A 20,562-nucleotide genomic window follows, 5' to 3' on the forward strand; every position below is an offset into this window, starting at 1 on the left:
TTTTAAGGCTACGCCTATACTCTTTTAAAAGAATTTTTTGTACTTTTGCAGACTTAATATTGATAACAACAAAAAAGCAAAACAATGCCAAAATTAAAAACGAAATCAGGTGCTAAGAAACGTTTTGCTCTGACCGGAACAGGAAAGATCAAAAGAAAAAACGCTTACAAAAGCCACATCTTGACTAAGAAAGAAACCAAGCAGAAGAGAAATCTAACGCAGACTTCTTACGTAGCTACTGTGGATGAGAAAAGCGTGAAACGTCAATTAGCCATCAAGTAGTTTTTATAAATCCCTACACCGGTTTATAAGAATTATCAAAATTCAGAATTTTTAACCCTGAATTCGAGCCCATAAGAATGCTGAAACAATGCATCGCTCAATTCAAAAAAACAACTTTTAAATTATGCCAAGATCAGTAAACGCGGTTGCTTCCAGAGCACGCAGAAAAAAAGTAATGAAGCTGGCTAAAGGTTTTTTCGGTAGAAGAAAGAACGTTTGGACAGTGGCTAAAAATGCCGTAGAGAAAGCAATGCAATATGCTTACCGCGGTAGAAAAGAGAAGAAAAGAAACTTCAGAGCACTTTGGATTACCAGAATTAACGCTGGAGCCAGAGAGCACGGAATGTCTTACTCTCAGTTTATGGGAGCTCTTAAGAAAAACAACATCGAACTAAACAGAAAGGTACTTGCAGATCTTGCAATGAACCATCCTGAAGCGTTCAAAGCTGTTGTGGACCAAGTAAAATAATGTAGAATTTTTGTTATCAATAGAAAAACCAGACCCTAGGGTCTGGTTTTTTGTTTTTTACTCCGATAGGGTTTCTAGGTACAATGCGTTCATCTCCCTAGCAATCACCTCGTCCTGGAAGCGCTCCACATATTCTCGCCCCATACGCTCGAGCCGAGCTCTCTGTTCAGGATGATCAAAAAGGAAACGTATCTTAGAGCGTACATCACTGAGGTTCTCAGGATCCACATACAAAGCGCCCGGACCAGCTGCCTCGGGAAGAGAGCTGCGGTTGGAAGTAATTACTGCAGTACCAGAAAAAAGCGCCTCGATCAGCGGAATCCCAAAGCCTTCGTAGCGGCTTATATAGATAAATACTGTACTTAAGGTATAAAGTACAGCAAGCTCCTCCATTCCTACGTCCTGAAGAAAGTGTACCTGCTCCTGCATCTTGTGCTTGGAAATAAACTGCTCTATTTTTCTTTTGTACTTGGTCTCTTTACCCACCACCACGAGGGGGATTCCGGTTCCCTCAAGCGCTTTTACTACAGTAAGGAGGTTCTTGCGCTCTTCAATGGTACCTACAGAGAGAATGAACTGCTTGGGGAGATTGTATTTTTCTCGTACGGCCTGTAGCTGCGCACTACTCCACTCCTTTTTAAAAACTTCATGACACCCTTGGTAGATAACCTTTATCTTCTGCTCCTCCACACCCAAGTATTTTATAATGTCGTCTTTAGTAGCCTTTGATATCGCTACAATCCTGTCGGCAGAATGAGCCGCAGCCTTAAACTTATAATAGTGTATCCACCGGTCAAAAAAGGAATAGTACTTGGGATAGCGCATGAAGATAAGGTCGTGTATAGTCACTAACTTCTTTATAGCGGTCTTATCCCATCGAAGCGGCAGCTCTCCGGAAAGTCCATGAAAGAGATCCGCTCCAAGCCTTTGGGCCTGCTTTCCCATTTGCAGCTGTCGGGCCAATGTACCCTTAAGAGGATGGTACGACACTCCTGGCAGTTTTAATAGAGATTTGCCCCGCTCGGAGGGCCGCTCTGCCAGAAGCAAAAAAGCGCTACCTTCCGTATATTGAGAAAGAATTCGTACCAAGTCACGGGAATAGTTTCCCAAACCCGACGCATTGTGAAAAAATCGTTTAGAATCAAAAGCTATTTTCATAGGCAAAGGCATGGTTTACTCTACAAAGAACGTAAAATCTTTCGCGTTTCTAAAGAGTTATTTACCTTCTGGAACTTAAGCCACGCACAACCCCTGAAATAAGCACGTAGAGAATTGTAGAGTAAAATACAAGTAAAACAATGGAAAGGGGACTAAATAACTGCTGCACCAAACTGAGCTCTTTGTAGTCGGAAGTAGGAAAACATACTGTTGGAGCGCTTACGATACCGTATAGGAGCATTCCCGCAGCAAGCGAAAGCGAAATTATAAGGGACAAATATCTGGATTTATTATTCATAGCACAAAGAAAAACCCGGCACTGGGCCGGGCTATATAGTGTCAAATTACAGACCGAAACTAGACTGCCACATTATTTTCCCTTAACGCATCGTTCAGGGATGTTTTCTTATCGGTCGATTCCTTTCTCTGTCCAATGATAAGGGCGCAAGGCACTTGGTACTCTCCTGCCGGATAGTGCTTGGTGTAGCTTCCTGGAATAACCACCGAGCGGGCCGGTACCCTACCTTTTATTTCAATAGGCTCATCGCCTGTCACGTCAATGATCTTGGTAGATCCGGTTAGCACTACATTGGCACCCAGTACGGCCTCCTTCTCCACATGTACCCCCTCTACCACAATACAGCGGGAACCTATGAAACAGTCGTCTTCAATAATTACAGGTGCAGCCTGCAGTGGCTCCAGTACGCCTCCAATGCCTACACCACCACTAAGGTGCACATTCTTTCCTATCTGCGCGCAGGAACCTACCGTAGCCCATGTATCGACCATAGTTCCTGAGTCCACATAGGCTCCGATATTTACATACGAAGGCATCATAATAACACCTGGCGCCACATAGGACCCCTCACGCGCTATGGCATGAGGTACCACGCGTACCCCTTTCTCGGCATATCCTCTCTTTAATGGAATCTTGTCATGGAATTCAAACGGTCCGACCTCAATGGTTTCCATGGTCTGTATCGGAAAATACATCACCACTGCTTTTTTCACCCATTCATTTACTTGCCATCCATTCCCAGTAGGTTCCGCTACGCGGAGCTCCCCTTTATCCAAAAGCGATATAACCTCGCGGATTGCACTTTTACTTTCCTCATTCTGCAGCAGGTCTTTGTTGTCCCAAAGATGCTCAATGGTCTGTTGTAGATTCATTACGACTTGTTTCTTTAAGAATTAATACCGCAAAAATACGTAAAGATGCCCAAATAAGCACCCCCTGCGCTCTCGATTGCGCTAATAGAGACAAACTTGTAGAGAAAGTTTATCCTTTTGCTAGAGAACACGCTGGGCGTGAAGAAATGCGCGGTTCCAATAGCGTTCATTAAGGGAGGAAATTATAACGCCTTTAGAGGTGGAGGCATGAATAAATTTGATTTCCCCGTCCCTTCCAATATCGTGTACGATGCCTACATGGGACACTCTGGAACCCCCGGCGGTAGCAAAGAAAAGAAGATCTCCAGGCTTTACCTCCTTAACATCAACAGGGTCTCCGGTCTGGGCCTGCTCCTCCGAGCGCCGAGGAAGTCGGTAGGTATTTTGTTCAAACACCGTAAGGGTAAATCCCGAGCAATCAAACCCTTCGGAACTGGCCCCTCCGTAGCGGTAGGGAGCACCTAGATACTTCTGGGCGTCTTTTAAGAGTTCTTCCGTATCCGAATCAATTGTACCGGAAAAGCGCGACTCCAGAGCTCTAAGACCACTTTCCCTCTCTACACTCTTTGTAGGCACCTCCCTCTCTATAGGCTTTAATGTGGAATTCTTAGTTCCCCGCGCAGCGCCGCAGGAAACGACTAGTGATAAAATAAGAACACCGAACAAAGAACCTCTTAATAGAGCGGTAAGGGAATATAGGGAGACTTTCATAGGCTTTGTTTTTGGAATGCAGTTCAAAAATAGAAAAAATTCTAGCTCTATACTAGAACTTTACTTTCATTATACTACAACATTTTTTCCTACCTTTACCTTCTTTAGCAAAAACAATGGCGAAAGTATCCTCCTTAGAAACCCTTCACGGAACCGTGGGCGATCTGGTCTACTACACTCTTAATGGCGTACAGGTAGTTCGGCGCAAAAGTGGATTCAATAAGAAAAGCTACGAAAACTCCGAATCGTATAAAGCCGTACGGGACAACTCCAGTGAATTTGGTCATTGCAGCAAACTGGGAAAAAACATCCGCTTGGCATTAGCGCCTTATACGCAAGTAGCACAGGACAAATACCTATACCAAAAGTTTGCGAAGATAATGACGCAGATAAAAGATCTAGATACTGAAAATACCAAGGGAAAAAGAACCGTACTAGAGGGATTGCAGACAGAGAAAGGAAAACAAGTGCTGCGCAGTTTTATTTTTGGTGAGATTCCACCCCTAAACGGATCTGTGGAGCTTCAAAACGATCTTTTTGGAATGCAGATAGCGACTCATAAGACGCCTGCCAAAACTCTCGAGTTATATGCCTTAACTCTTACAAAAGACTCTATGGAGATAAAGTGCCAAACTAGTTCCCATACGCTACCTACCTCTGCTATTCCGGTCGAGCAAGGAAATTCGCAGAATTTGACGATCTATTTTGCAGGACTTAAGAAGGGCGAAAAAATTCTAGCCGCAGGTTTTCTCTGATTCCTTATAAAAAACCACAACACCCCTACAGGGCATTGTGGCCAAAAAAAATGATTGAAAAAACGGTTAATTCATCTCACTTAGGGCTTTATTCCATAGTTCCTGCGGAATGGCGTCGCTGCAAGGATTGTTCCTGGCACTAACCATAATAGGAAGCAGCGCACGGGCAGACTGATAGGCATATTCGCGGTACTCCTCCTCGGTTTTCATGGCTCCGGCGTGGGCTGCCGCAGCGCAGAACGTCCAGGCCTGAACCTCGGGACTATCGTCCTGTGCAAGAGCCTTATACTTTTCTGCAATCTTGCTAAACTGCGCGTGGCGCTCTCCGGCTGCCGCTATGGCTTGGGCATTGGCACGCTTCATCACCGTGGTAGTGGAAGTATTCGAAGAAGTGAAATGCAATGTATTGGGATCAACAATATCTACATAATAGGTTTTATTAAATCCTTCGTGGTAGTACTTATAGCGGTTGGGTTTCTCCATTGTATAGGGCGTGGTTCGGTTGGGCTCAACCACCACAAGATTTCCTCCCTCCATCTTTACCTCAATGGTGTAGTTTCCACCTTCCATTTCAAACTGTCCCTTCGCTAAAGCTCCTTGCGAGAAACTCCAGCAAAAGCAGCTAAGAAATAGAAGTGTCATCAGCGGCCTCATGGGCACTGACTTTTAAGCTGGTTGGCCCGTGCAAAGTTATCTGCATCGTTACAGCCGTACGTTCGTGCGTAGTATTCCCAGTTTGCCTTACAACTTGCAGAGAGTCGGTTGGGAATAGGAACTGTGTAGGTTCTTCCCACGGCGCAAGTGAAGGAATAGTTGTAGGTGGAAGTATCTACTTCCTCTTCTTCCTCGTATCCGTTACCGGTAGTTCCGAAGATATCTTCCCAGCTGCAGCGCTCGGCAGTAGTTAGTAGCGCTGCGGCAAAAATCACGTTAAAAAGTAGCTTAATCATAGGGCAAAGAGTTTAGGTTGTTATGCGGTAAATAAGGCTTGTAGACGCATTTGTACGTATTTGAATGCGTCTTTCACAAAGCTACCTAAATTCACTAATGATATAAAATACCCATTTTTGGGTATTTTTTAATACAATTTTTGCTATTTTTATGAAAAATTAATACTATGGACTTTCAAAACCCAGAAAAGCCGCAAGGTCATGCCTTGAGTGAAGTTTGGGTGAATATGCCCGATTTCTTTGACCCGCGACCTGCAGAGCTCTCCGCTCCCTCCGTAGAAAAGCTCTTTGGCGATTTTTTCTCTATGGGCGAATACTACTACTACGTGCTGGAAGTCGCCACTGGAAAATTAAGCTCTATCCATCCCTCCATCCTACCCATGCACGGTCTCTCTAACTATCCCACCCATTTAGCAGAAATCATAGAACTGGTGCATCCTGAAGATCTGCCTTTCGTAATAGCCGCCGAGAAAATGTGCTATGATAAGATATCTGCTATTGGACGCGAGCACGTTATGAGTCTAAAATCCTCCTATTGCTTCCGGATGAAGACGGCACCGGGCAACTACGAGCTCTTCCATCATCAGGCCATCCACACGGCCTCCTCCCCAGAGGGCAAAATCCTGCAGGCGGTAAATATCCATACCAATATCCATCATATTACTACGCACAATAAGTACGTAGCTACGGTTTCGGGCTTTGGAGAGCGGAGCGATTTCTGTCAGATGAAATTCCAGCACGAACGGGTACTGCCTATCGAGAGATGCCTTACCAAGAGAGAGATTGAGCTTATCCATCTTTTGGCCAAAGGCCACAGCACGCAGGAGATTGCCTCCGCGCTAAATATCTCACGATTCACGGTAGATACGCACCGCAAGAACATACTCTCCAAAGCAGGCTGCAAGAATGCAACTGAGCTTATTAAGCGTGCATTTGAGGAAGGACTGCTATAGATTAGCGCCGGTAGACCTCTACGGAATCTACCTTTAATTTGGCTTTAAGCCACTTGCGAAGAAGCTCCTGCTGTGGGTTTTGTAAGGGCTCTGGGGATTCGTAAAGCGCTACTGGCACCACGTACGTACTGTCGCTGCCTGCCTGCAGAATGGGCCGGGAAAGTGCAAGGGACGAAATGCTCGGAACAATTGCCTTGGCCTCAGTATACACATTGGAAACATCAAACGTATGCGACTTTAATTGGGTGGAAAGTTCCGTAATTAAAGGCGAGGTGATGTCTTTCTCGTTCATAGGAAGTTTTTGGGAAGAAGCCTCGGCCAGAAATGCACTGTCCTGACGTATGACAAGCTCGGTGTTAGTTATGCCAAGCTGCGCCATTTTCTTATTCTCTGCTTCAATCTCTTTTTGCGTATAGCGCCGGTTTAGAAATGCCAGCTCCAGAGTCCGTTTACCGGTCGAGGAATACGATGTCTTTTGGTATACTATGGTAGCACCCTTTTTCTCAAAGTGTTCCGTCACATAGCGCGAAATTTTTTCCTGGAATCGCTGCTGCTGAATAAAACGGTAGGCAAAGAAGATACTGGGAAGGATCATCAGTAGTGTAATGACTGAAATCCAGTTACGTACCCTACGCTCTTTCCTAGCATCCACAAACCCTACCGGCGGATACTTCAAGACTTTGACAATGATGTAGGTGGCAATACAGATAAAAACGCAGTTGATGGTGTAAAGAAACAGAGCACCACCAAAAAAAGAAAGGTTTCCTGTGGCCAGTCCGTACCCTGCGGTACATAGTGGTGGCATTAGCGCTGTGGCAATAGCCACGCCGGGAATCGGATTGCCTTTCTCTACCCTGGTAATGGCAATAACACCCACCAACCCACCGGCAAAGGCAATGAGCACATCGTAGATATTTGGAGCGGTACGGGCTAGAATCTCTGATTGCGCTTCCTTATAGGGACTGAGCAGAAAATACAGAAACGAAAAACCAAGCCCAATGAGCGTGGAGATAAGCAGGTTTTTTAGGGATTTGCGCAGGAGCGCAAAATCGAACATGGCCAGGGCAAAACCCGCTCCCACTATAGGTGCCATGAGCGGAGAGATAAGCATGGCGCCAATGACCACAGCCGTGGAATTCACGTTCAGCCCTACCGAGGCAATAATGATAGCGCAGGCCAGAATCCAGATATTGGGCCCGGAGAACACAATGCTGGTGCGTACATTTTCAAGAACTTTGTCTTTTTGTTCCTCACCGGTATGTAAATTGAAATAGCTGTTCATGGTATCCTTGTACTTTCAATAGACAAAAATAAACTTTTCAGCCAACCGGCCAAGACAATGAGGGGATTGCTATAGTATATCTTATAGTTTAGCGCATCTTAAAGGTAGAAAATTTTGCTTTTTCGGAAATCATCTGATGGATGCTCAGGATTCCGAACCCCGGAATGCTACGGTCAACTAACGCCGTAATACCGGTATGAAATTTTCTGGTTTTCTTGTTTTTTAGTTGTTTGGTTTCTTTGTTCATATTCTTCTTTTTATTGTGTTCTGAGACGTTTTTAGTGTCCCCGTAATCTAAATTGGTTGGGGGTAGTACCCCGCACTTTCTTGAAATATTTTCCGAAATGGGATTTATCAGTGAATCCCAACTCGTAGGCTATCTCACTCACCGAAAGATCTGTATTTAGCAGAAGTCTTTCTGCTTCCAGTACCACCCTTCTCTGGATGTAACTCTCGGCGCTCGAACCTAAACGTTCTTTTATTACTGCATTAAGGTAGTTGGGTGAGAGTCCCATAAATTGCGCGTAGTCGGAGGTTCGCTTCCATTCCTTAAAACCCCTTCCCACACGGGTCTTAAATTCTTCCACATAACCCGCCTTTCTGCTGGTCTTAAGTGCCACGGCGCTCAAATCGCCGGATTTTCGCACCAGATTTAAAACCAGTGTCTTTAAATGCAGACAAAGAATTTCGCGCGAGAGCGTGGCCTCTCTATAGGCTTCTTTTTTTAAAAGCTCCAGATAACTGAAAAGCTCTGCACTCTCATTCTTTTTAAAATCCACCCTGGAGGGTATCATACCAAAGGCAGTGTCGCTCTGTATGCGGCTATTGGCTGTATATACCAAATTGTAGAACGCACGGGTAAAAAGTACCACCTCGCCTTCAATGGCCTGCTGCTCGGTGGAGAGTACCTGATGGTATTTAATAAACACTCCGGTGCCAGGTCTGAGTTCCAGCGGATGTCCGTCAATGCTTAGTGTGCTTTTACCCTTTCTAATTAAGATAATTCCAAAGAATAGACAGCGGACGGCTCCCTTCTGATGGATCATTTCAAGGAATGTGGAGAGTTCCTGCGTACTGAACTCACCTTGGTAAAAATCCCCCTGTTGTAGTTCTGCTATAGAAAGCGATCCAATGCTATGCATGTGGTCTGATTTACCACAATATACAAAAAATAAATTAAACCACTAACTTCTCTGCTTATCTCTGTATTTTCTTGTCGATATACTCGGAGTTCATTGCCCGAAGTGTGGAGAGATAATTAAGGGAAAATTCCATGGTATCCCCCACCTTCCATTCTTTTCCGTTGTCTCCTAAATCCAGAATGAGCATATCGGAGCTTCCTCCTAGAATCTCAATGCCCTTTTCTCGAGGCCTAATGGCTGCAAAATCTATATCCAAAAGTCCTATGTCCAGGATCGCGCGTGTGGAGGTACGGCCCTTAAGACTCTGATCGTATTCTACGGTATCCCCCACTAGATTTACACCGGCGGTTCCCGTCGGCACCATGGGTTTTTCATTAAGTTCAATGATCTCACCGGTGAGGACAAAAACATCGCTTACCATACCCTCGAGCATGGTCTGATGGTAGACATCGGTTCCAAAGAAAAGAGTCTCCCCCACCCTAAAATGGTTGATGGCTGGAGGCATAGCACCGGTAAAAAGCAGGGGTATGGTCACGGATGATCCTCCGGAAATGTAGGGAAGATCCACTGCAAACTGTTTCCTTATCGCTTCGCGGTAGGCCATAAGCTGGCGCATCTTATCCTGATCGGGAAGAATCCCGTTGAAACAGTTTAAATTCGCTCCAATACCTATGATGGAAATATGCTTTAAGTTGCGTACATTTTGAAAGAAGTCCATGAATTCCGCGCCCATAATTCCTTCCCGAAGTTCTCCTAGTTCGAGCATAAGGATAACTTTGTGTACTTTGTTTTGTCTGCCGGCTTCCAGGGAAAGAAGCTTAAGGGTTTCAATCTCTGTATTAAAGCTCACATCGGCGAAGGACACAATGCTCTTTGCAAGTCGCTTGGCAGGAGGCTTAATGTAGACCGTCTGGCGAGAAGGATCAATTTTCTTGATTTTCTTTAAGTTGCTGAGCCTGGAATCGCACACATCATTGGGTCCAAGTGAAAGCACTTCCTTTAAGAACTCGGTATGGCCACAAAGCATTTTCACCACCATGGCCCATTCTATTGCATGCCTGGAGAAAAGCCCGGAAAGAAACCGGTAGTTGTGCTCCAGTCTTGAGGTATGAAGGGTTATATGGGCCATGGTTATTTGCTTAGACGCATTTCCAGATACTTAGAAGTAAATCCTAGTTTCTCATAGAGTTTTCGGGCCGGATTATCCGGCTCACAGTGCAGCGCCATGGAACCTTTACTGGAAGCTATGGCCTCCTGCATGAGTTTTTTGCCAAGTCCCTGCCCCCGGTAATTATTGTGTGTTGCAATATAAACAAGAATATTTTCCGGTATGTACCCCTCCATTCCCGTCGCATTTACCACTACGGCGCCAATGATCTCACCTGTTTCTGAGTCTTTCCCTACAATAAGCCCCCCTCCGGGTTTGTTATTTTCCCCTAGGGCGTAGCTGATCGCAAGGGAAATCTGCTGTAGCGGATCTCCATACTGTTCCAAGTGCTTCTCGAGGAACTTGCCTACCTTCTCTCGGGTTAAGTCGTCGATTGGGTTCTGTTTTGTATAGGTATTTAGTTGCATTAATTTGTGTTTATTAAAGGTACGTATTAGGGTCCTGGCTGGGACGTGCAAAGAGCAGAGGTACCAGGGTGGCGTTTATCACTTTTTTAAAGAAATTCTCAGCCATGAAGGATTTCCAGGTGTCCTGGTCACTGGCGCTTAAAAGCACAAGATCGCTTTGATTCTCTTGGGCACTGCGGGCAATCACCTCAGCGGAATCCTGTGTGATGGAAATCTCCACTTCAAGCCGCTCACTATACTCCAGAAGAGGTTTAAGGGCCTGCTTGGCCGCTACGCGCAGCTCCGAGGCCGACCCCAAGTCGGATATTCCCAGTACATTGATAAAACTCCCATTCTTTTCCACTAGGCTTTTGGCAAGCAGCATCTTGTGCGTAAGGTGCTCTACATTACGGATAGGTAGTAAGATGCGCCCAAAACTGTACTTAGCGTGGAGTTCTGGTACCAGCAGCACCGAACAAAGTGCTGAAGAGATGGCATCGTAGGAGAAGGACCCGAGCAGAAATTTTTGGAAATTTTGCCGTCCATTACTGCCTACAACTATAAGATCTACGGCGTGGTCCTGAACGTACTGGTTGATTTCTTCCATAAAACCACCGGAGCGCAGCTCCGTTTTTACCTCTACCCCCGAGTGCCGCTCCTGCGCACTACTTTTGGCACTTTCTAAAAGCCGCTGGTAGTTGGCTTCATGCTCCGATACATCAACAGGTACTATAGCTTGTCCTCCACCTCCTGTAATGATGGCAGGTTGGTGGTATATATGCATTAGGGTGACTTTAGCCTCATGGCGTTGTGCCATTGCCATAGCCATCGCTGCCGCATTCTCACTTAATGGTGTGAAATCTACAGGTACTAGTATGTGTTTAAAGCTTAGGGACATAATTAACGTTTAATCGGTTGCAAAATTACGAATAAGAGCTGCAAACTTGTGGCAATCATTCACTGCATTGTGGTATCAATTACTACAATTAGACCTATTAAATAACACTTCAATAGCTGAATTAAAAATCCACTTTACAAATCGTAACTTTGCAGACCGCAATTTTATCCTATGCAGAGTGTACTTAATTATTTTGACCTCCACAGAAACACTAATTTCAAGACGGAAGTTCTGGCGGGACTCACCGTGGCCATGACCATGATTCCCGAATCCCTATCGTTTGCAATACTCGCGGGTCTTTCGCCTTTAGCGGGATTATACGCAGCTTTTCTGATGGGAATAGTTACCTCTCTCTTAGGGGGAAGGCCAGGAATGGTTTCGGGCGGTGCAGGAGCAACGGTAGTAGTGCTCATTGCTTTAGCGGCAGGCCATGGCACAGAGTACCTCTTTGCCGCTGTGGTGCTTGCAGGCCTTTTGCAGGTGCTTGTGGGGGTCTTTAAGCTGGGCAAGTTAGTGCGTCTCATTCCCCAGCCGGTCATGTACGGATTCTTAAATGGGTTGGCCATTATTATATTTATGTCCCAAGTCACGCAGTTCAGAATCTCTGCAGTAACAGACGCTCCATGGCTTTCCGGTACGCCACTTTATATTATGGCCGCTCTTACAGCCCTTACAATTGCCATTGTGGTAGGCCTTCCTAAACTAACGAAAGCCGTACCTTCTTCCCTGGTTGCCATTGCGGTGGTGTTCCTGTTGGTACAACTCCTTGGAATTCCTACCAAGCAGGTACAGGATATAGCATCGGTAAGCGGCTCTTTACCTTCTTTTCATATACCCTCCGTGCCTTTATCCTGGCAGACCCTTGAAATCATCTTTCCCTACGCTCTTGTAATGGCAGGTGTAGGACTTATAGAATCTCTTTTGACCCTCAATATGGTAGATGAGATCACCCAGTCCAAGGGGAGTTCCAACCGCGAAGCAGCCGCACAGGGCCTTGCAAATATCACCAATGGCTTCTTTGGGGGCATGGGAGGATGCGCCATGGTAGCGCAGACTTTAGTGAATATTGGTGCCGGTGCCCGCACCCGAATATCGTCTTTCGTGGGGGCACTTGCTGTATTAGCTGTCATTCTTTTTGCGGGACCCCTCATTGAAAAAATCCCAATGGCCGCGCTCGTGGGTGTCATGATGATGGTTGCCATCGGAACCTTCGAATGGGCATCCTTTAAGATGGCTCGTAGGATGCCTAAGAGCGACATCTTGGTGCTGGTTCTTGTCGCAGTCATCACTGTGGTTCTCCACAACTTAGCGCTTGCCGTGCTAATCGGCGTGGTTATTTCTGCGCTGGTTTTTGCCTGGGAAAGCGCCAAGCGCATCCGTGCCCGCAAATACACCGATGAGCAAGGCATAAAGCACTACGAAATCTACGGGCCGCTGTTCTTTGGTTCGGTGAGTAACTTTACTGAAAAATTTGATGTGCTCGGCGACCCTGAAGAGATTATAATAGATTTCAGGGAAAGCCGTGTGGCCGATATGTCTGCCATCGAAGCGCTTCACAAACTTACCCAGCGCTATAGCGCAGAAGGTAAGACAGTGCATCTTCGTCATTTAAGCCCGGACTGTAGGAGACTTCTTTCCAATGCCGCTTCCGTAATTGATGTCAATATCCTGGAAGATCCTTTCTACCTGGTGATGCCCGAAGACTAAATACCTACTTTTCTTTAATCGGGTACATACTCCAAAAGTTCTCCAGGCTGACAGTCCAGCGCCTTACAAAGTGACTCTAAAGTCGAGAAGCGCACGGCCTTAGCTTTTCCGGTTTTTAGGATGGAGAGATTGGCTAGTGTTAGGTCTACTTTCTGAGAGAGTTCTGTGAGAGATATTTTTCGCTTTGCCATCACCACATCTAAATTTACAACTATTGCCATACCTTACACCGTTAAATCGTTTTCATTCTGAAGCTCTACCCCTCTTCGGAAAATGATGCTAATGATGGTAAGCATTGCGCCCATCACAAGAAAGGCTGCCGGATCAATAAGATAGGTACCGACTTGGGGTGGTAGTACTGTCCACTTTTCAATTTGCCTAAGGTAATCTTTGGCTACATAACCTACGAGCGCAAGGCTCACTACGGAGGAGGTGATTTGTTGGAGCGTGCGTACTACCTTTTCAGAAAAAGGATGGGTTAGGTTGATGTGGTGCGTTAGCTGGGTTAACCGATAGAAAAGATAACTTTTACCTACTGCGAGGAAAAGCAGCAGGGAATACACTGCATAATAGTGAAAAGCACTGCCCTGCTTTAAATGCTGAAGGTCCATTTTCTCGTAAAGTAATCGAACATTTTCCGGCCCAAATACACTGAATACGAAATTAACTAATAGTCCCCCTGCTTCAATCGTAAGGCCAACAAAGAGAATCCAGGCAAGAATACGAAGTGCAATAAAGATGAATTGCTCCATTGAATTTTTCATGACGTTAATTATTTATCCAAATATAATAAATATTTATTGATATTCAATAAATAAAATTTTTTTTGCTACCGGCCATAAAAATATTGTGGTAAATCATGTAAGAGCACTTTTTCTGGCCTGTCTTACTTTTATACCAACCAAAAAACAAAACAGTATGGCAGATATGGATAACCAACCAAAAGAAAATTTAATGGCAGCGGATGCCGTAAAGAAAATCAAGGAAATGGCAGAAGGGGTGAACGCGTGTCTTTTACAGACTGGACTTAAAGAAATTTCAGTTAACATCATACCAATGTCTATTCAAGAGGTGGATCAGGACGGAGTGCTCTGGTTTATCTCTTCCTCGGAGAGTGAGCACAACCACAACATCGAAAAGGACCAGCACGTGATTGTAACAATCCAAAACGACAGTAAATTCCAATACCTCTCCCTAAACGGATACGCGCAGATTCATTCCGACAAGTCACTTATAGAGAAGTACTGGACCGACCTGGCTAATGCGTGGTTTGAAGGCAAGGACGACCCCCGCGTACGAGTGATCTCGGTACGTCCCAACTCTGGGCACTATTGGGATACAAAAAACGGAAAAATAGTCTCCGGCATCAAGATGCTCTTTTCAGCCATTACAGGCGCCGATGTAGACGACGGCGGCGTAGACGGGCAAATTATTCTTTAGAAAGAACCAAATCAATCATTATAGTTATGGCCATCTCTCCCTCATGGAGAGGTGGCTTTTGCATTTGGAAGCACCTGACGTTTTGTTAGAATCTCTAACAGAAACCCTTGTGCGATATTCGCCCATCCACAGTACATTTACCCCAATAAATAGAATCCCCAAAAACATAGAGCACAACCTCATACGAAGTTATAAACTCTAACATCCTACAGAATGAATTTTGAGAGAATCTCTGAAAAGCTGAATATCCTTGCCGACGCGGCCAAATACGATGTATCCTGTTCTTCTAGTGGAGGCAACCGAAAAAACACGCCCGGTGGACTGGGCAACTCCTCAGCCTCCGGCATCTGCCATACCTATACCGAGGACGGCAGGTGCGTCTCTCTTCTGAAGATCCTTCTAACCAACTACTGCATCTACGACTGCATCTACTGCGTATCGAGAAAAAGCAACGACATTAAACGCGCTGCCTTCACGGTAGAGGAAGTTGTAGACTTAACTATGAATTTCTACAAAAGAAACTATATTGAAGGACTGTTCTTAAGTTCCGGAATTTTCAAGGATGCGGATTTCACTATGGAGCGATTGGTCCGTATTGCCAAAGAGCTGCGTACCGTCCACCGGTTTAATGGCTACATCCATCTAAAAACCATTCCTGGAGCTTCCAGTGAACTGTTGCGTGAGGCAGGCCTCTACGCAGACCGTCTCAGTATCAACCTGGAAATCCCTACCGCCTCGGGACTAAAGCTTCTTGCTCCGGACAAAGACCACGAAGACATGAAAAAGCCAATGGACTACCTAAAAAAGGAAATCCAGCTCTATAAGGACGAGCGCAAAGTACTTAGGTCCACGCCCAAATTTGCGCCCGCCGGACAAAGTAGCCAGTTCATCGTAGGTGCAGCTGGAGAAAACGACATCCAGATCATCCGTTCGGCTGATTTTTTCTACAAGAACTATAACCTCAAACGAGTGTACTACTCAGGCTACGTACCCGTGACACAGGATGCGCGGCTGCCCTCACTGCAAACACCGGTGCCTCTGGTGCGCGAAAACCGTCTCTACCAGGCAGACTGGCTCATGCGTTTTTACGGTTTCGACGCCAGGGAAATACTTGATCCCCGGGCGCCGTACCTGGATCTGGAAATTGATCCCAAGCTGGCCTGGGCCCTTCGGAATCCTCAGGTATTTCCGGTGCCTGTCCAATCGGCCAGTCTGGAGATGCTTCTGCGTATTCCAGGGATTGGCAGAAAGACAGCTCGGAAAATCCTCTCCACAAGAAGGTTTGAAAAACTCACAATGGAGCATTTAAGGAAAATGGGAGCGGCTGTGAACCGGGCCAAATTCTTCGTAGATTTTTCCACGACCAATCCGTTTCTAAAGCATCTGGATTCACTCCAGCTGCGGCAGGTGGTTCTAAGCGGTACCACCTCTAAATACCAAGACCACTTCTCCCAGCAGCTTACCCTTTTCTGATGGTCTCTACCCTTCAATACGACGGAAGTTTTGATGGACTGCTTAGCGCCGTCTTTCACGCATACGAATACAAACTACCAGAGGTAGTTTTTTTAAGCAACGCTCAAGAGGTTCCCAGCCTGTTTGGCGCAGTCGAACAGGTACATACCTCACCAAAGAATGCCCTACGGATACTCTCTGCCGTAGAGAGACTGTGCGGAAAGAAAGGCGTATCGGTGCTACTTCGCACCTTCCTCTCCGAAGACTCCCGGCGTGAAGACCTTATTTACCGTTTCTTGAAATACTTGTTTCAGGAAAAGCGAAATATCCTTGGCAACTATGCGCATCCCGTGGTTTTGGACCTATCCAAACTCGTTAAATCCGTAGGGCGGGAAAAACACCGGATGGAAGCCTTCGTTCGTTTCCGAAAGTTAAAGGACGAGAGTTTTTATGCCCATATTGCTCCGGATTATGACGTTCTCCCTTTGATTGCTCCTCATTTTAAGAAACGCTATAGCGCGCAAAAATGGATTCTTTATGATCTAAAAAGGAGCTATGGATTATTTTATGATTTAAAAAAAGTCGAGCACTTCAATCCACCGGAGGAGATGCTGCCCGAACTTCGCCGTCCCACAGTACTATTGCACAGCGAAGAAAGTGCGTACGAATCTTTGTGGAGAGACTATTTTGCCAGTACCACTATATTGGAACGAAAGAACACCAAATTGCATGTGCAGCACGTGCCCAAAAGATATTGGAAGTACCTAACGGAAAAACAAAACTTATAGGCTGGGTTACTTTCGAACAAAGGTCCGGTTTCCTTCGGTGAAGGACTTTTTATCACTGCTCATGGTTAGAGTGGTTTCCCCTTCATTCACCCATCGTCCATTGTTAGGGTTTCCATCAGTGAATTTCCACTGAAAGCGATTTGCAGTCCATTTGTTGCCGCCTAGGTGGTTAATGGTGTTGTAAAACACATTGTGGCGAAGCTTTTGAGGATAGTTCTTGCTGATAAGTTCGTTGAGCGTGGCAGTATGTTCTTCTATCTTTAGAACATACAAACCTTTGTTCTCCCAGAATCCGTGAATATCCCCTTGAGAGAAGGAAGTTTGGGACTGTGCAGAGGCAAAGAGGGTTCCTAATAAAAAAGTAAAGGAAAAGAGAAATGCTTTCATGGGAATAAGTTTTCGTAAATATATCCAAAATTCAATGTACTTTGAAAACTAAATTTCGCATTTCGACATCGCAACGCATTGAGTAGTGTAGGGTTAGTATAGCCACTCGAAATCTATAGATATTAAATTCATTCCCTGATTATATTTTTCAATTGTCTTCCCATTCATCACTCTGCTCTAGAAGCAAATTTTCTTCATTAAGCTCAATTAATATTCGGTTTTGCTTGAATTTTATCATCAGTTTATACGCTACATCCTTAACGGCTTCATTGAAACTAAAGCCATCATCTACATTAACCGGCAAATTGACTATTCGGATTGCGATATGTTCCTCAGTATGTTCAAATAAGGTTAAGTCGTAATTGCTAACAGCTGCGAACAAACGTTTTCCGGTGTCGTTATATAGTTTTATTTGCCATTTCTGAAGAAAGTCAATTACAGTTTCTTTAGTATAATATTGACCACTGTAATATATTTGCAATCCCAGATGGATAGTGCAAAAATCTTTTTTAAATGTTATCTCTCTCGTATTTTAATTCATTTGCTACACTCCCTTATTAATAAGCTCCTTCAGATAGGCCACCTTTTCTCATTCAGGCTTTTCCTTAAGGTGGTCAAAGACTCTATTCCCCTTACCTTTACCTACATAAAAAACTTCATTTGTGCGTGGATCCGAATAGATATAAACGTAATTTTTTAATTTTTCGGTAATGTGCTGAGGAAATTTTTTCATTCTTTCTATGGTGTAAAATTAATTAAGGTCTAGTGCAGTATTTAGTTAGTTAGGAATCTCCACATAAAAATTTCTATTTCACTGCGTTTAACACCTGAATTTCTTTGCCTTTTTCAGGCGCTCCGTCTAGCAGTGGCATTGCACGCATAATAAGTTCTTTTACACCTGGGTATTGTAATGAATTGTCATGATCTTCTTTCGAGTGCCACAGTTCTGTCACGTATACCCCGTTGGCATCTTCTAGGGCCTTCCCTACCAGATAAAATTCGTTGCCCTCTACGTTTTCCATTAGTTTTGAGGCTTCTATTAGTATAGAGGCAAGCTCCTCCTGAGCCCCATCAACAGCAGTAAGTTTTCCTTGTAGTAAATACATATTTTATAATATTAGATTTGAATTTTAAGAAGATTTCAATAACGAAAGTATAACTTCTACACTCATCGTTGTGCTTAGACTGTACCTTACCGATCCCCACGGCCAATCTGCGAGCGTCGCCCTGCTATTTTTAACTTTATGTTTTGTCGTGATTTTAAAGATTTGATTTGGGGACCATCTTCCTTCAACGCCTTAACCCGGAATTCACCTTCCCTGGACATATCCAAGTTTTCATAGACAATGGAACCAAGTATCAGATTCACATCGCGCGAGTCTATAGGGTGCCCAAACGTGTCCAGTGATTTTGGATGATTTTCTCCTTTATAGCTCCAGCCCTTTAATTCAATTAGCATCCTTGGGCTATCAGAATTGTATCCGGCCTGGAAAAGTATGTACGCTAACTGTTTTGGCTTATTAAATTGGTACTGATTAAAATCCTTATATAGTTTGGTAAAAATAGAATCTGAAGGAGCACGGTACTCCACATTTTTCTCTCCCGATTTCATCTGATACAGATATACTGTCTTAATGGTAAGAAACAAATAATCCTCTTTCGAAATACCTAACTCGCTGAGAACAGATTGAAGTTCTGTGGGATTTGCCATTCTAATGCATTTTTATAATAATCTTTTAAATATACAGACTTTCGGATTAAACTAATGAGGGATCATTAATAAGAAGGAAAGAAAGAACCCTCCTTTCTATAAAAAGCATCTTTAATAGCTAATAAAAAAGCTCCGAACACGATAGTTCAGAGCTTCTAGGTGGAGAATACGGGATTCGAACCCGTGACCTTTTGACTGCCAGTCAAACGCGCTAGCCAACTGCGCCAATCCCCCGTATCTGTTATAATAACAGAGTGCAATGATAAGAAATTTCTTAAATAAAGCAAAGCAGAAATCCAATTTATTTCTGCTTTGCTTTTTCTTTATTTCCAACCCCCACCCAGAGCCCTGTAGAGCTCTACGCCGGACTGCATCTTTGCGTACTGTGCATTGGATATGGCAAGCTCGGTATTTAGCTGGTTTACCGAAGCGTTGAGCACTTCCAGATAATTGGCCATCCCGTAGTTGACCAGTTCCTGAGAAAAACCAACACTTTTTTCATACGATTCGAGTTCCTTGCGCTTTACCTGAATGAACGCATCCTGAGAGGTATACATCTTTACTGCATCGGAGACTTCCTTGCCGGCTGTAAGAACGGCCTTCTTAAAATTCAGAAGGGCGCGCTCCTGGTTGTAGAGACTCACCTCATACTGCGTACGGATCTGACGCTTATTCAGTACCGGTTGAAGAAGTCCTGCTGCTACGTTAGCAAAGATGGAATTAGCCGAGAACAGCTCATCGATATCCACCGACTGCAATCCGGAGCTTCCCGTGATTCGGAGCTGAGGATAGAACTGCGCTTTGGCAGCACGGGAAAGCTCAAAGGCATTTCTTAGATCGTACTCGGCCATCCGAACATCTGGCCTATTGGCAAGAAGCGCAGAAGGATAACCAAGGTCTACCTCAATTGGTAGATTCTGATTAAAAAGCGAGCCCCTTGCAATCGCACCCGAAGGCTCACCCTTCAAAAGGCTGATTGTATTTTCTAAAAGCTCAATCTGCACGTCCATACTTACTAGTAGGGCCTGGGCATTATATACCAACGCCTGACTTTGCTGTACAGCAACCTCGGTAAGTGTTCCGGCTTCTTTAAGCGCTTTAGTGGTCTCTAGGTTTTTGTTTCGAAGCTCTATGGTCTGTGTTATGATGCGTTTCTGCTCATCAAAGGTCAGTAGCTGATAGTAGGCACTGGCAATGGCTGCCACAAGATCGCTCTTGATGGCCTGGTGTCCTGAGACGGTTGAGAGGTAGGAGGCCAGCTGCGCGCGCTCCTGCGCAGCCATCTTGCCCCAAATATCCAGCTCCCAGTTGATGCTGCCCGTAGCGTCGTACTGGTTGATCTTTCGGCGCTCGCCAATGATTGCCCCAAACTGCGTGTTAAGACTCTGTGTACTAAAGGTATATCCCGGCCCTACATTAATTGTAGGCAGGTACGCATTTTTACTCTGCTTTAGGTAGGACTCTGCAGAGCCAATATTCTGCAGGGCCATGCGCACATCCAGGTTATTCTCAAGAGCCGTACTTATATGCTGTTGCAAAAGAGGGTCCGTAAAGAGCGATTTCCAAGGCATCATTCCTATCGAGACGCTGTCCTTAGGAAGCAGATCGGTGCGAAAAAGCGACTGGTCCACCACATCTTCCGGTGTCTCGTATTTACTCTGTGCTACGCACGATCCTAGAACCAAAAGAAGCAGGCCTGCAAGTACGAAGGATTTAATTGTATGTAATTGTGTCATTGCTGTGTGTTTAATAC

General features: G+C 44.9%; 27 protein-coding genes and 1 tRNA gene. 8 read left to right on the top strand and 20 right to left on the bottom strand.

All coding sequences use genetic code 11. The features are described from left to right. Nucleotides 1-84: 84 nt before the first annotated feature. Together rpmI and rplT are read left to right on the top strand one after the other, a co-directional pair. Nucleotides 85-282 carry a 50S ribosomal protein L35 gene (gene rpmI / locus IC612_RS05790; RefSeq protein WP_114304469.1) on the top strand — a complete coding sequence of 66 codons (198 nt, stop codon included), beginning with the start codon at nt 85-87 and terminating at the stop codon, nt 280-282. Between the two features lie 124 nt (nt 283-406). Further along, nucleotides 407-751, top strand: coding sequence for a 50S ribosomal protein L20 (rplT, locus tag IC612_RS05795; RefSeq protein ID WP_194739238.1), 345 nt, complete (start codon nt 407-409; stop codon nt 749-751). A gap of 57 nt (nt 752-808) precedes the next feature. On the opposite strand, the gene IC612_RS05800 is transcribed toward rplT, so the two are convergent. The 4 genes from IC612_RS05800 to IC612_RS05815 all read right to left on the bottom strand — a co-directional run bounded on the left by IC612_RS05800 (nt 809) and on the right by IC612_RS05815 (nt 3,790). Further along, entirely contained in the window at nt 809-1,909 is a 1,101-nt protein-coding gene (locus tag IC612_RS05800; RefSeq protein WP_194739239.1) for a glycosyltransferase family 4 protein, read from the bottom strand. A 61-nt stretch (nt 1,910-1,970) separates the two neighbouring features. Continuing rightward, on the bottom strand, nt 1,971-2,207 hold the full coding sequence (locus IC612_RS05805) for a hypothetical protein (RefSeq protein ID WP_194739240.1): 237 nt from the start codon (nt 2,205-2,207) through the stop codon (nt 1,971-1,973). Between the two features lie 59 nt (nt 2,208-2,266). Beyond that, complete coding sequence (locus IC612_RS05810) at nt 2,267-3,079, bottom strand: 2,3,4,5-tetrahydropyridine-2,6-dicarboxylate N-succinyltransferase (protein WP_194739241.1); 813 nt, start codon at nt 3,077-3,079, stop codon at nt 2,267-2,269. A 120-nt stretch (nt 3,080-3,199) separates the two neighbouring features. Further along, nucleotides 3,200-3,790 carry a C40 family peptidase gene (locus IC612_RS05815; protein ID WP_194739242.1) on the bottom strand — a complete coding sequence of 197 codons (591 nt, stop codon included), beginning with the start codon at nt 3,788-3,790 and terminating at the stop codon, nt 3,200-3,202. Between the two features lie 116 nt (nt 3,791-3,906). On the opposite strand from IC612_RS05815, the gene IC612_RS05820 reads away from it, so the two are divergent. Further along, entirely contained in the window at nt 3,907-4,545 is a 639-nt protein-coding gene (locus IC612_RS05820) for a hypothetical protein (protein ID WP_194739243.1), read from the top strand. Nucleotides 4,546-4,611: 66 nt separating this feature from the next. Here IC612_RS05820 and IC612_RS05825 read toward each other — a convergent pair whose 3' ends face one another. Beyond that, the gene (locus IC612_RS05825) at nt 4,612-5,199 is read right to left on the bottom strand and encodes a hypothetical protein (RefSeq protein WP_194739244.1); all 588 of its coding nucleotides are present in this window, start codon (nt 5,197-5,199) and stop codon (nt 4,612-4,614) included. Beyond that, nucleotides 5,196-5,495, bottom strand: a complete 300-nt coding sequence (locus IC612_RS05830; RefSeq protein WP_194739245.1) for a hypothetical protein — start codon at nt 5,493-5,495, stop codon at nt 5,196-5,198. The genes IC612_RS05825 and IC612_RS05830 overlap by 4 nt, the downstream gene beginning before the upstream one ends. Nucleotides 5,496-5,662: 167 nt before the next feature. Between IC612_RS05830 and IC612_RS05835 the strand changes: the two genes are divergently transcribed. Further along, nucleotides 5,663-6,448 carry a response regulator transcription factor gene (locus IC612_RS05835; protein ID WP_194739246.1) on the top strand — a complete coding sequence of 262 codons (786 nt, stop codon included), beginning with the start codon at nt 5,663-5,665 and terminating at the stop codon, nt 6,446-6,448. 1 nt (nt 6,449) lies between these two features. Here the strand turns inward: IC612_RS05835 and IC612_RS05840 are convergent, their stop codons facing one another. From IC612_RS05840 to IC612_RS05865, 6 genes are all read right to left on the bottom strand, one after another. After that, nucleotides 6,450-7,730 (bottom strand): DUF389 domain-containing protein, encoded by a 1,281-nt coding sequence (locus IC612_RS05840; RefSeq protein WP_194739247.1) that lies wholly within the window; start codon nt 7,728-7,730, stop codon nt 6,450-6,452. Nucleotides 7,731-7,818: 88 nt separating this feature from the next. After that, nucleotides 7,819-7,977 (bottom strand): hypothetical protein, encoded by a 159-nt coding sequence (locus IC612_RS05845; protein WP_194739248.1) that lies wholly within the window; start codon nt 7,975-7,977, stop codon nt 7,819-7,821. A 31-nt stretch (nt 7,978-8,008) separates the two neighbouring features. After that, nucleotides 8,009-8,872, bottom strand: a complete 864-nt coding sequence (locus IC612_RS05850; protein ID WP_194739249.1) for an AraC family transcriptional regulator — start codon at nt 8,870-8,872, stop codon at nt 8,009-8,011. 55 nt (nt 8,873-8,927) lie between these two features. Beyond that, nucleotides 8,928-10,001, bottom strand: a complete 1,074-nt coding sequence (locus IC612_RS05855; RefSeq protein WP_194739250.1) for an alanine racemase — start codon at nt 9,999-10,001, stop codon at nt 8,928-8,930. A 2-nt stretch (nt 10,002-10,003) separates the two neighbouring features. Then, nucleotides 10,004-10,447 carry a GNAT family N-acetyltransferase gene (locus tag IC612_RS05860; protein ID WP_194739251.1) on the bottom strand — a complete coding sequence of 148 codons (444 nt, stop codon included), beginning with the start codon at nt 10,445-10,447 and terminating at the stop codon, nt 10,004-10,006. Between the two features lie 13 nt (nt 10,448-10,460). Further along, the gene (locus IC612_RS05865; protein ID WP_194739252.1) at nt 10,461-11,324 is read right to left on the bottom strand and encodes a universal stress protein; all 864 of its coding nucleotides are present in this window, start codon (nt 11,322-11,324) and stop codon (nt 10,461-10,463) included. A gap of 171 nt (nt 11,325-11,495) precedes the next feature. On the opposite strand from IC612_RS05865, the gene IC612_RS05870 reads away from it, so the two are divergent. After that, a complete protein-coding gene (locus IC612_RS05870; protein ID WP_194739253.1) occupies nt 11,496-13,031 on the top strand; it encodes a SulP family inorganic anion transporter in 1,536 nt (511 codons plus the stop codon). A gap of 14 nt (nt 13,032-13,045) precedes the next feature. On the opposite strand, the gene IC612_RS05875 is transcribed toward IC612_RS05870, so the two are convergent. Together IC612_RS05875 and IC612_RS05880 are read right to left on the bottom strand one after the other, a co-directional pair. Continuing rightward, nucleotides 13,046-13,252: a helix-turn-helix domain-containing protein gene (locus tag IC612_RS05875; RefSeq protein ID WP_194739254.1), complete on the bottom strand. Its 207-nt coding sequence runs from the start codon at nt 13,250-13,252 to the stop codon at nt 13,046-13,048. Between the two features lie 3 nt (nt 13,253-13,255). Further along, nucleotides 13,256-13,795, bottom strand: a complete 540-nt coding sequence (locus IC612_RS05880) for a DUF2975 domain-containing protein (RefSeq protein ID WP_194739255.1) — start codon at nt 13,793-13,795, stop codon at nt 13,256-13,258. Nucleotides 13,796-13,949: 154 nt separating this feature from the next. On the opposite strand from IC612_RS05880, the gene IC612_RS05885 reads away from it, so the two are divergent. The 3 genes from IC612_RS05885 to IC612_RS05895 all read left to right on the top strand — a co-directional run bounded on the left by IC612_RS05885 (nt 13,950) and on the right by IC612_RS05895 (nt 16,711). Continuing rightward, a complete protein-coding gene (locus IC612_RS05885) occupies nt 13,950-14,471 on the top strand; it encodes a pyridoxamine 5'-phosphate oxidase family protein (RefSeq protein WP_194739256.1) in 522 nt (173 codons plus the stop codon). Between the two features lie 213 nt (nt 14,472-14,684). Then, nucleotides 14,685-15,944 (top strand): putative DNA modification/repair radical SAM protein, encoded by a 1,260-nt coding sequence (locus IC612_RS05890; protein ID WP_194739257.1) that lies wholly within the window; start codon nt 14,685-14,687, stop codon nt 15,942-15,944. After that, nucleotides 15,944-16,711 (top strand): TIGR03915 family putative DNA repair protein, encoded by a 768-nt coding sequence (locus IC612_RS05895; RefSeq protein WP_194739258.1) that lies wholly within the window; start codon nt 15,944-15,946, stop codon nt 16,709-16,711. Before IC612_RS05890 ends, IC612_RS05895 begins: the two co-directional genes overlap by 1 nt. Nucleotides 16,712-16,717: 6 nt before the next feature. On the opposite strand, the gene IC612_RS05900 is transcribed toward IC612_RS05895, so the two are convergent. From IC612_RS05900 to IC612_RS05925, 6 genes are all read right to left on the bottom strand, one after another. Then, the gene (locus IC612_RS05900) at nt 16,718-17,098 is read right to left on the bottom strand and encodes a hypothetical protein (RefSeq protein WP_194739259.1); all 381 of its coding nucleotides are present in this window, start codon (nt 17,096-17,098) and stop codon (nt 16,718-16,720) included. A 148-nt stretch (nt 17,099-17,246) separates the two neighbouring features. After that, nucleotides 17,247-17,480 (bottom strand): hypothetical protein, encoded by a 234-nt coding sequence (locus IC612_RS05905; RefSeq protein ID WP_194739260.1) that lies wholly within the window; start codon nt 17,478-17,480, stop codon nt 17,247-17,249. A gap of 424 nt (nt 17,481-17,904) precedes the next feature. Continuing rightward, entirely contained in the window at nt 17,905-18,204 is a 300-nt protein-coding gene (locus IC612_RS05910) for a putative quinol monooxygenase (protein WP_194739261.1), read from the bottom strand. Between the two features lie 86 nt (nt 18,205-18,290). Then, nucleotides 18,291-18,809 (bottom strand): hypothetical protein, encoded by a 519-nt coding sequence (locus IC612_RS05915; RefSeq protein ID WP_194739262.1) that lies wholly within the window; start codon nt 18,807-18,809, stop codon nt 18,291-18,293. A 160-nt stretch (nt 18,810-18,969) separates the two neighbouring features. After that, nucleotides 18,970-19,043 (bottom strand) — tRNA-Ala (locus tag IC612_RS05920). Nucleotides 19,044-19,132: 89 nt separating this feature from the next. Then, the gene (locus IC612_RS05925; protein WP_194739263.1) at nt 19,133-20,545 is read right to left on the bottom strand and encodes a TolC family protein; all 1,413 of its coding nucleotides are present in this window, start codon (nt 20,543-20,545) and stop codon (nt 19,133-19,135) included. Between the last annotated feature and the right edge of the window lie 17 nt (nt 20,546-20,562).

Origin of the sequence: Planobacterium oryzisoli (genome assembly GCF_015354315.1) — a bacterium.
Lineage (GTDB): Bacteria > Bacteroidota > Bacteroidia > Flavobacteriales > Weeksellaceae > Planobacterium_A > Planobacterium_A oryzisoli.

Excerpts from the sequence above, each read along its gene's own strand:
- IC612_RS05830 (WP_194739245.1), bottom strand. The coding sequence starts at position 5,495 with ATGATTAAGCTACTTTTTAACGTGATTTTTGCCGCAGCGCTACTAACT.
- IC612_RS05910 (WP_194739261.1), bottom strand. The coding sequence starts at position 18,204 with ATGTATTTACTACAAGGAAAACTTACTGCTGTTGATGGGGCTCAGGAG.
- IC612_RS05915 (WP_194739262.1), bottom strand. The coding sequence starts at position 18,809 with ATGGCAAATCCCACAGAACTTCAATCTGTTCTCAGCGAGTTAGGTATT.
- IC612_RS05855 (WP_194739250.1), bottom strand. The coding sequence starts at position 10,001 with ATGGCCCATATAACCCTTCATACCTCAAGACTGGAGCACAACTACCGG.
- rplT (WP_194739238.1), top strand. The coding sequence starts at position 407 with ATGCCAAGATCAGTAAACGCGGTTGCTTCCAGAGCACGCAGAAAAAAA.
- IC612_RS05810 (WP_194739241.1), bottom strand. The coding sequence starts at position 3,079 with ATGAATCTACAACAGACCATTGAGCATCTTTGGGACAACAAAGACCTG.
- IC612_RS05895 (WP_194739258.1), top strand. The coding sequence starts at position 15,944 with ATGGTCTCTACCCTTCAATACGACGGAAGTTTTGATGGACTGCTTAGC.
- IC612_RS05865 (WP_194739252.1), bottom strand. The coding sequence starts at position 11,324 with ATGTCCCTAAGCTTTAAACACATACTAGTACCTGTAGATTTCACACCA.
- IC612_RS05840 (WP_194739247.1), bottom strand. The coding sequence starts at position 7,730 with ATGAACAGCTATTTCAATTTACATACCGGTGAGGAACAAAAAGACAAA.
- IC612_RS05880 (WP_194739255.1), bottom strand. The coding sequence starts at position 13,795 with ATGAAAAATTCAATGGAGCAATTCATCTTTATTGCACTTCGTATTCTT.
- IC612_RS05890 (WP_194739257.1), top strand. The coding sequence starts at position 14,685 with ATGAATTTTGAGAGAATCTCTGAAAAGCTGAATATCCTTGCCGACGCG.
- IC612_RS05925 (WP_194739263.1), bottom strand. The coding sequence starts at position 20,545 with ATGACACAATTACATACAATTAAATCCTTCGTACTTGCAGGCCTGCTT.
- IC612_RS05805 (WP_194739240.1), bottom strand. The coding sequence starts at position 2,207 with ATGAATAATAAATCCAGATATTTGTCCCTTATAATTTCGCTTTCGCTT.
- IC612_RS05870 (WP_194739253.1), top strand. The coding sequence starts at position 11,496 with ATGCAGAGTGTACTTAATTATTTTGACCTCCACAGAAACACTAATTTC.
- IC612_RS05835 (WP_194739246.1), top strand. The coding sequence starts at position 5,663 with ATGGACTTTCAAAACCCAGAAAAGCCGCAAGGTCATGCCTTGAGTGAA.
- IC612_RS05875 (WP_194739254.1), bottom strand. The coding sequence starts at position 13,252 with ATGGCAATAGTTGTAAATTTAGATGTGGTGATGGCAAAGCGAAAAATA.
- rpmI (WP_114304469.1), top strand. The coding sequence starts at position 85 with ATGCCAAAATTAAAAACGAAATCAGGTGCTAAGAAACGTTTTGCTCTG.
- IC612_RS05820 (WP_194739243.1), top strand. The coding sequence starts at position 3,907 with ATGGCGAAAGTATCCTCCTTAGAAACCCTTCACGGAACCGTGGGCGAT.
- IC612_RS05850 (WP_194739249.1), bottom strand. The coding sequence starts at position 8,872 with ATGCATAGCATTGGATCGCTTTCTATAGCAGAACTACAACAGGGGGAT.
- IC612_RS05885 (WP_194739256.1), top strand. The coding sequence starts at position 13,950 with ATGGCAGATATGGATAACCAACCAAAAGAAAATTTAATGGCAGCGGAT.
- IC612_RS05860 (WP_194739251.1), bottom strand. The coding sequence starts at position 10,447 with ATGCAACTAAATACCTATACAAAACAGAACCCAATCGACGACTTAACC.
- IC612_RS05845 (WP_194739248.1), bottom strand. The coding sequence starts at position 7,977 with ATGAACAAAGAAACCAAACAACTAAAAAACAAGAAAACCAGAAAATTT.
- IC612_RS05900 (WP_194739259.1), bottom strand. The coding sequence starts at position 17,098 with ATGAAAGCATTTCTCTTTTCCTTTACTTTTTTATTAGGAACCCTCTTT.
- IC612_RS05800 (WP_194739239.1), bottom strand. The coding sequence starts at position 1,909 with ATGAAAATAGCTTTTGATTCTAAACGATTTTTTCACAATGCGTCGGGT.
- IC612_RS05825 (WP_194739244.1), bottom strand. The coding sequence starts at position 5,199 with ATGAGGCCGCTGATGACACTTCTATTTCTTAGCTGCTTTTGCTGGAGT.
- IC612_RS05815 (WP_194739242.1), bottom strand. The coding sequence starts at position 3,790 with ATGAAAGTCTCCCTATATTCCCTTACCGCTCTATTAAGAGGTTCTTTG.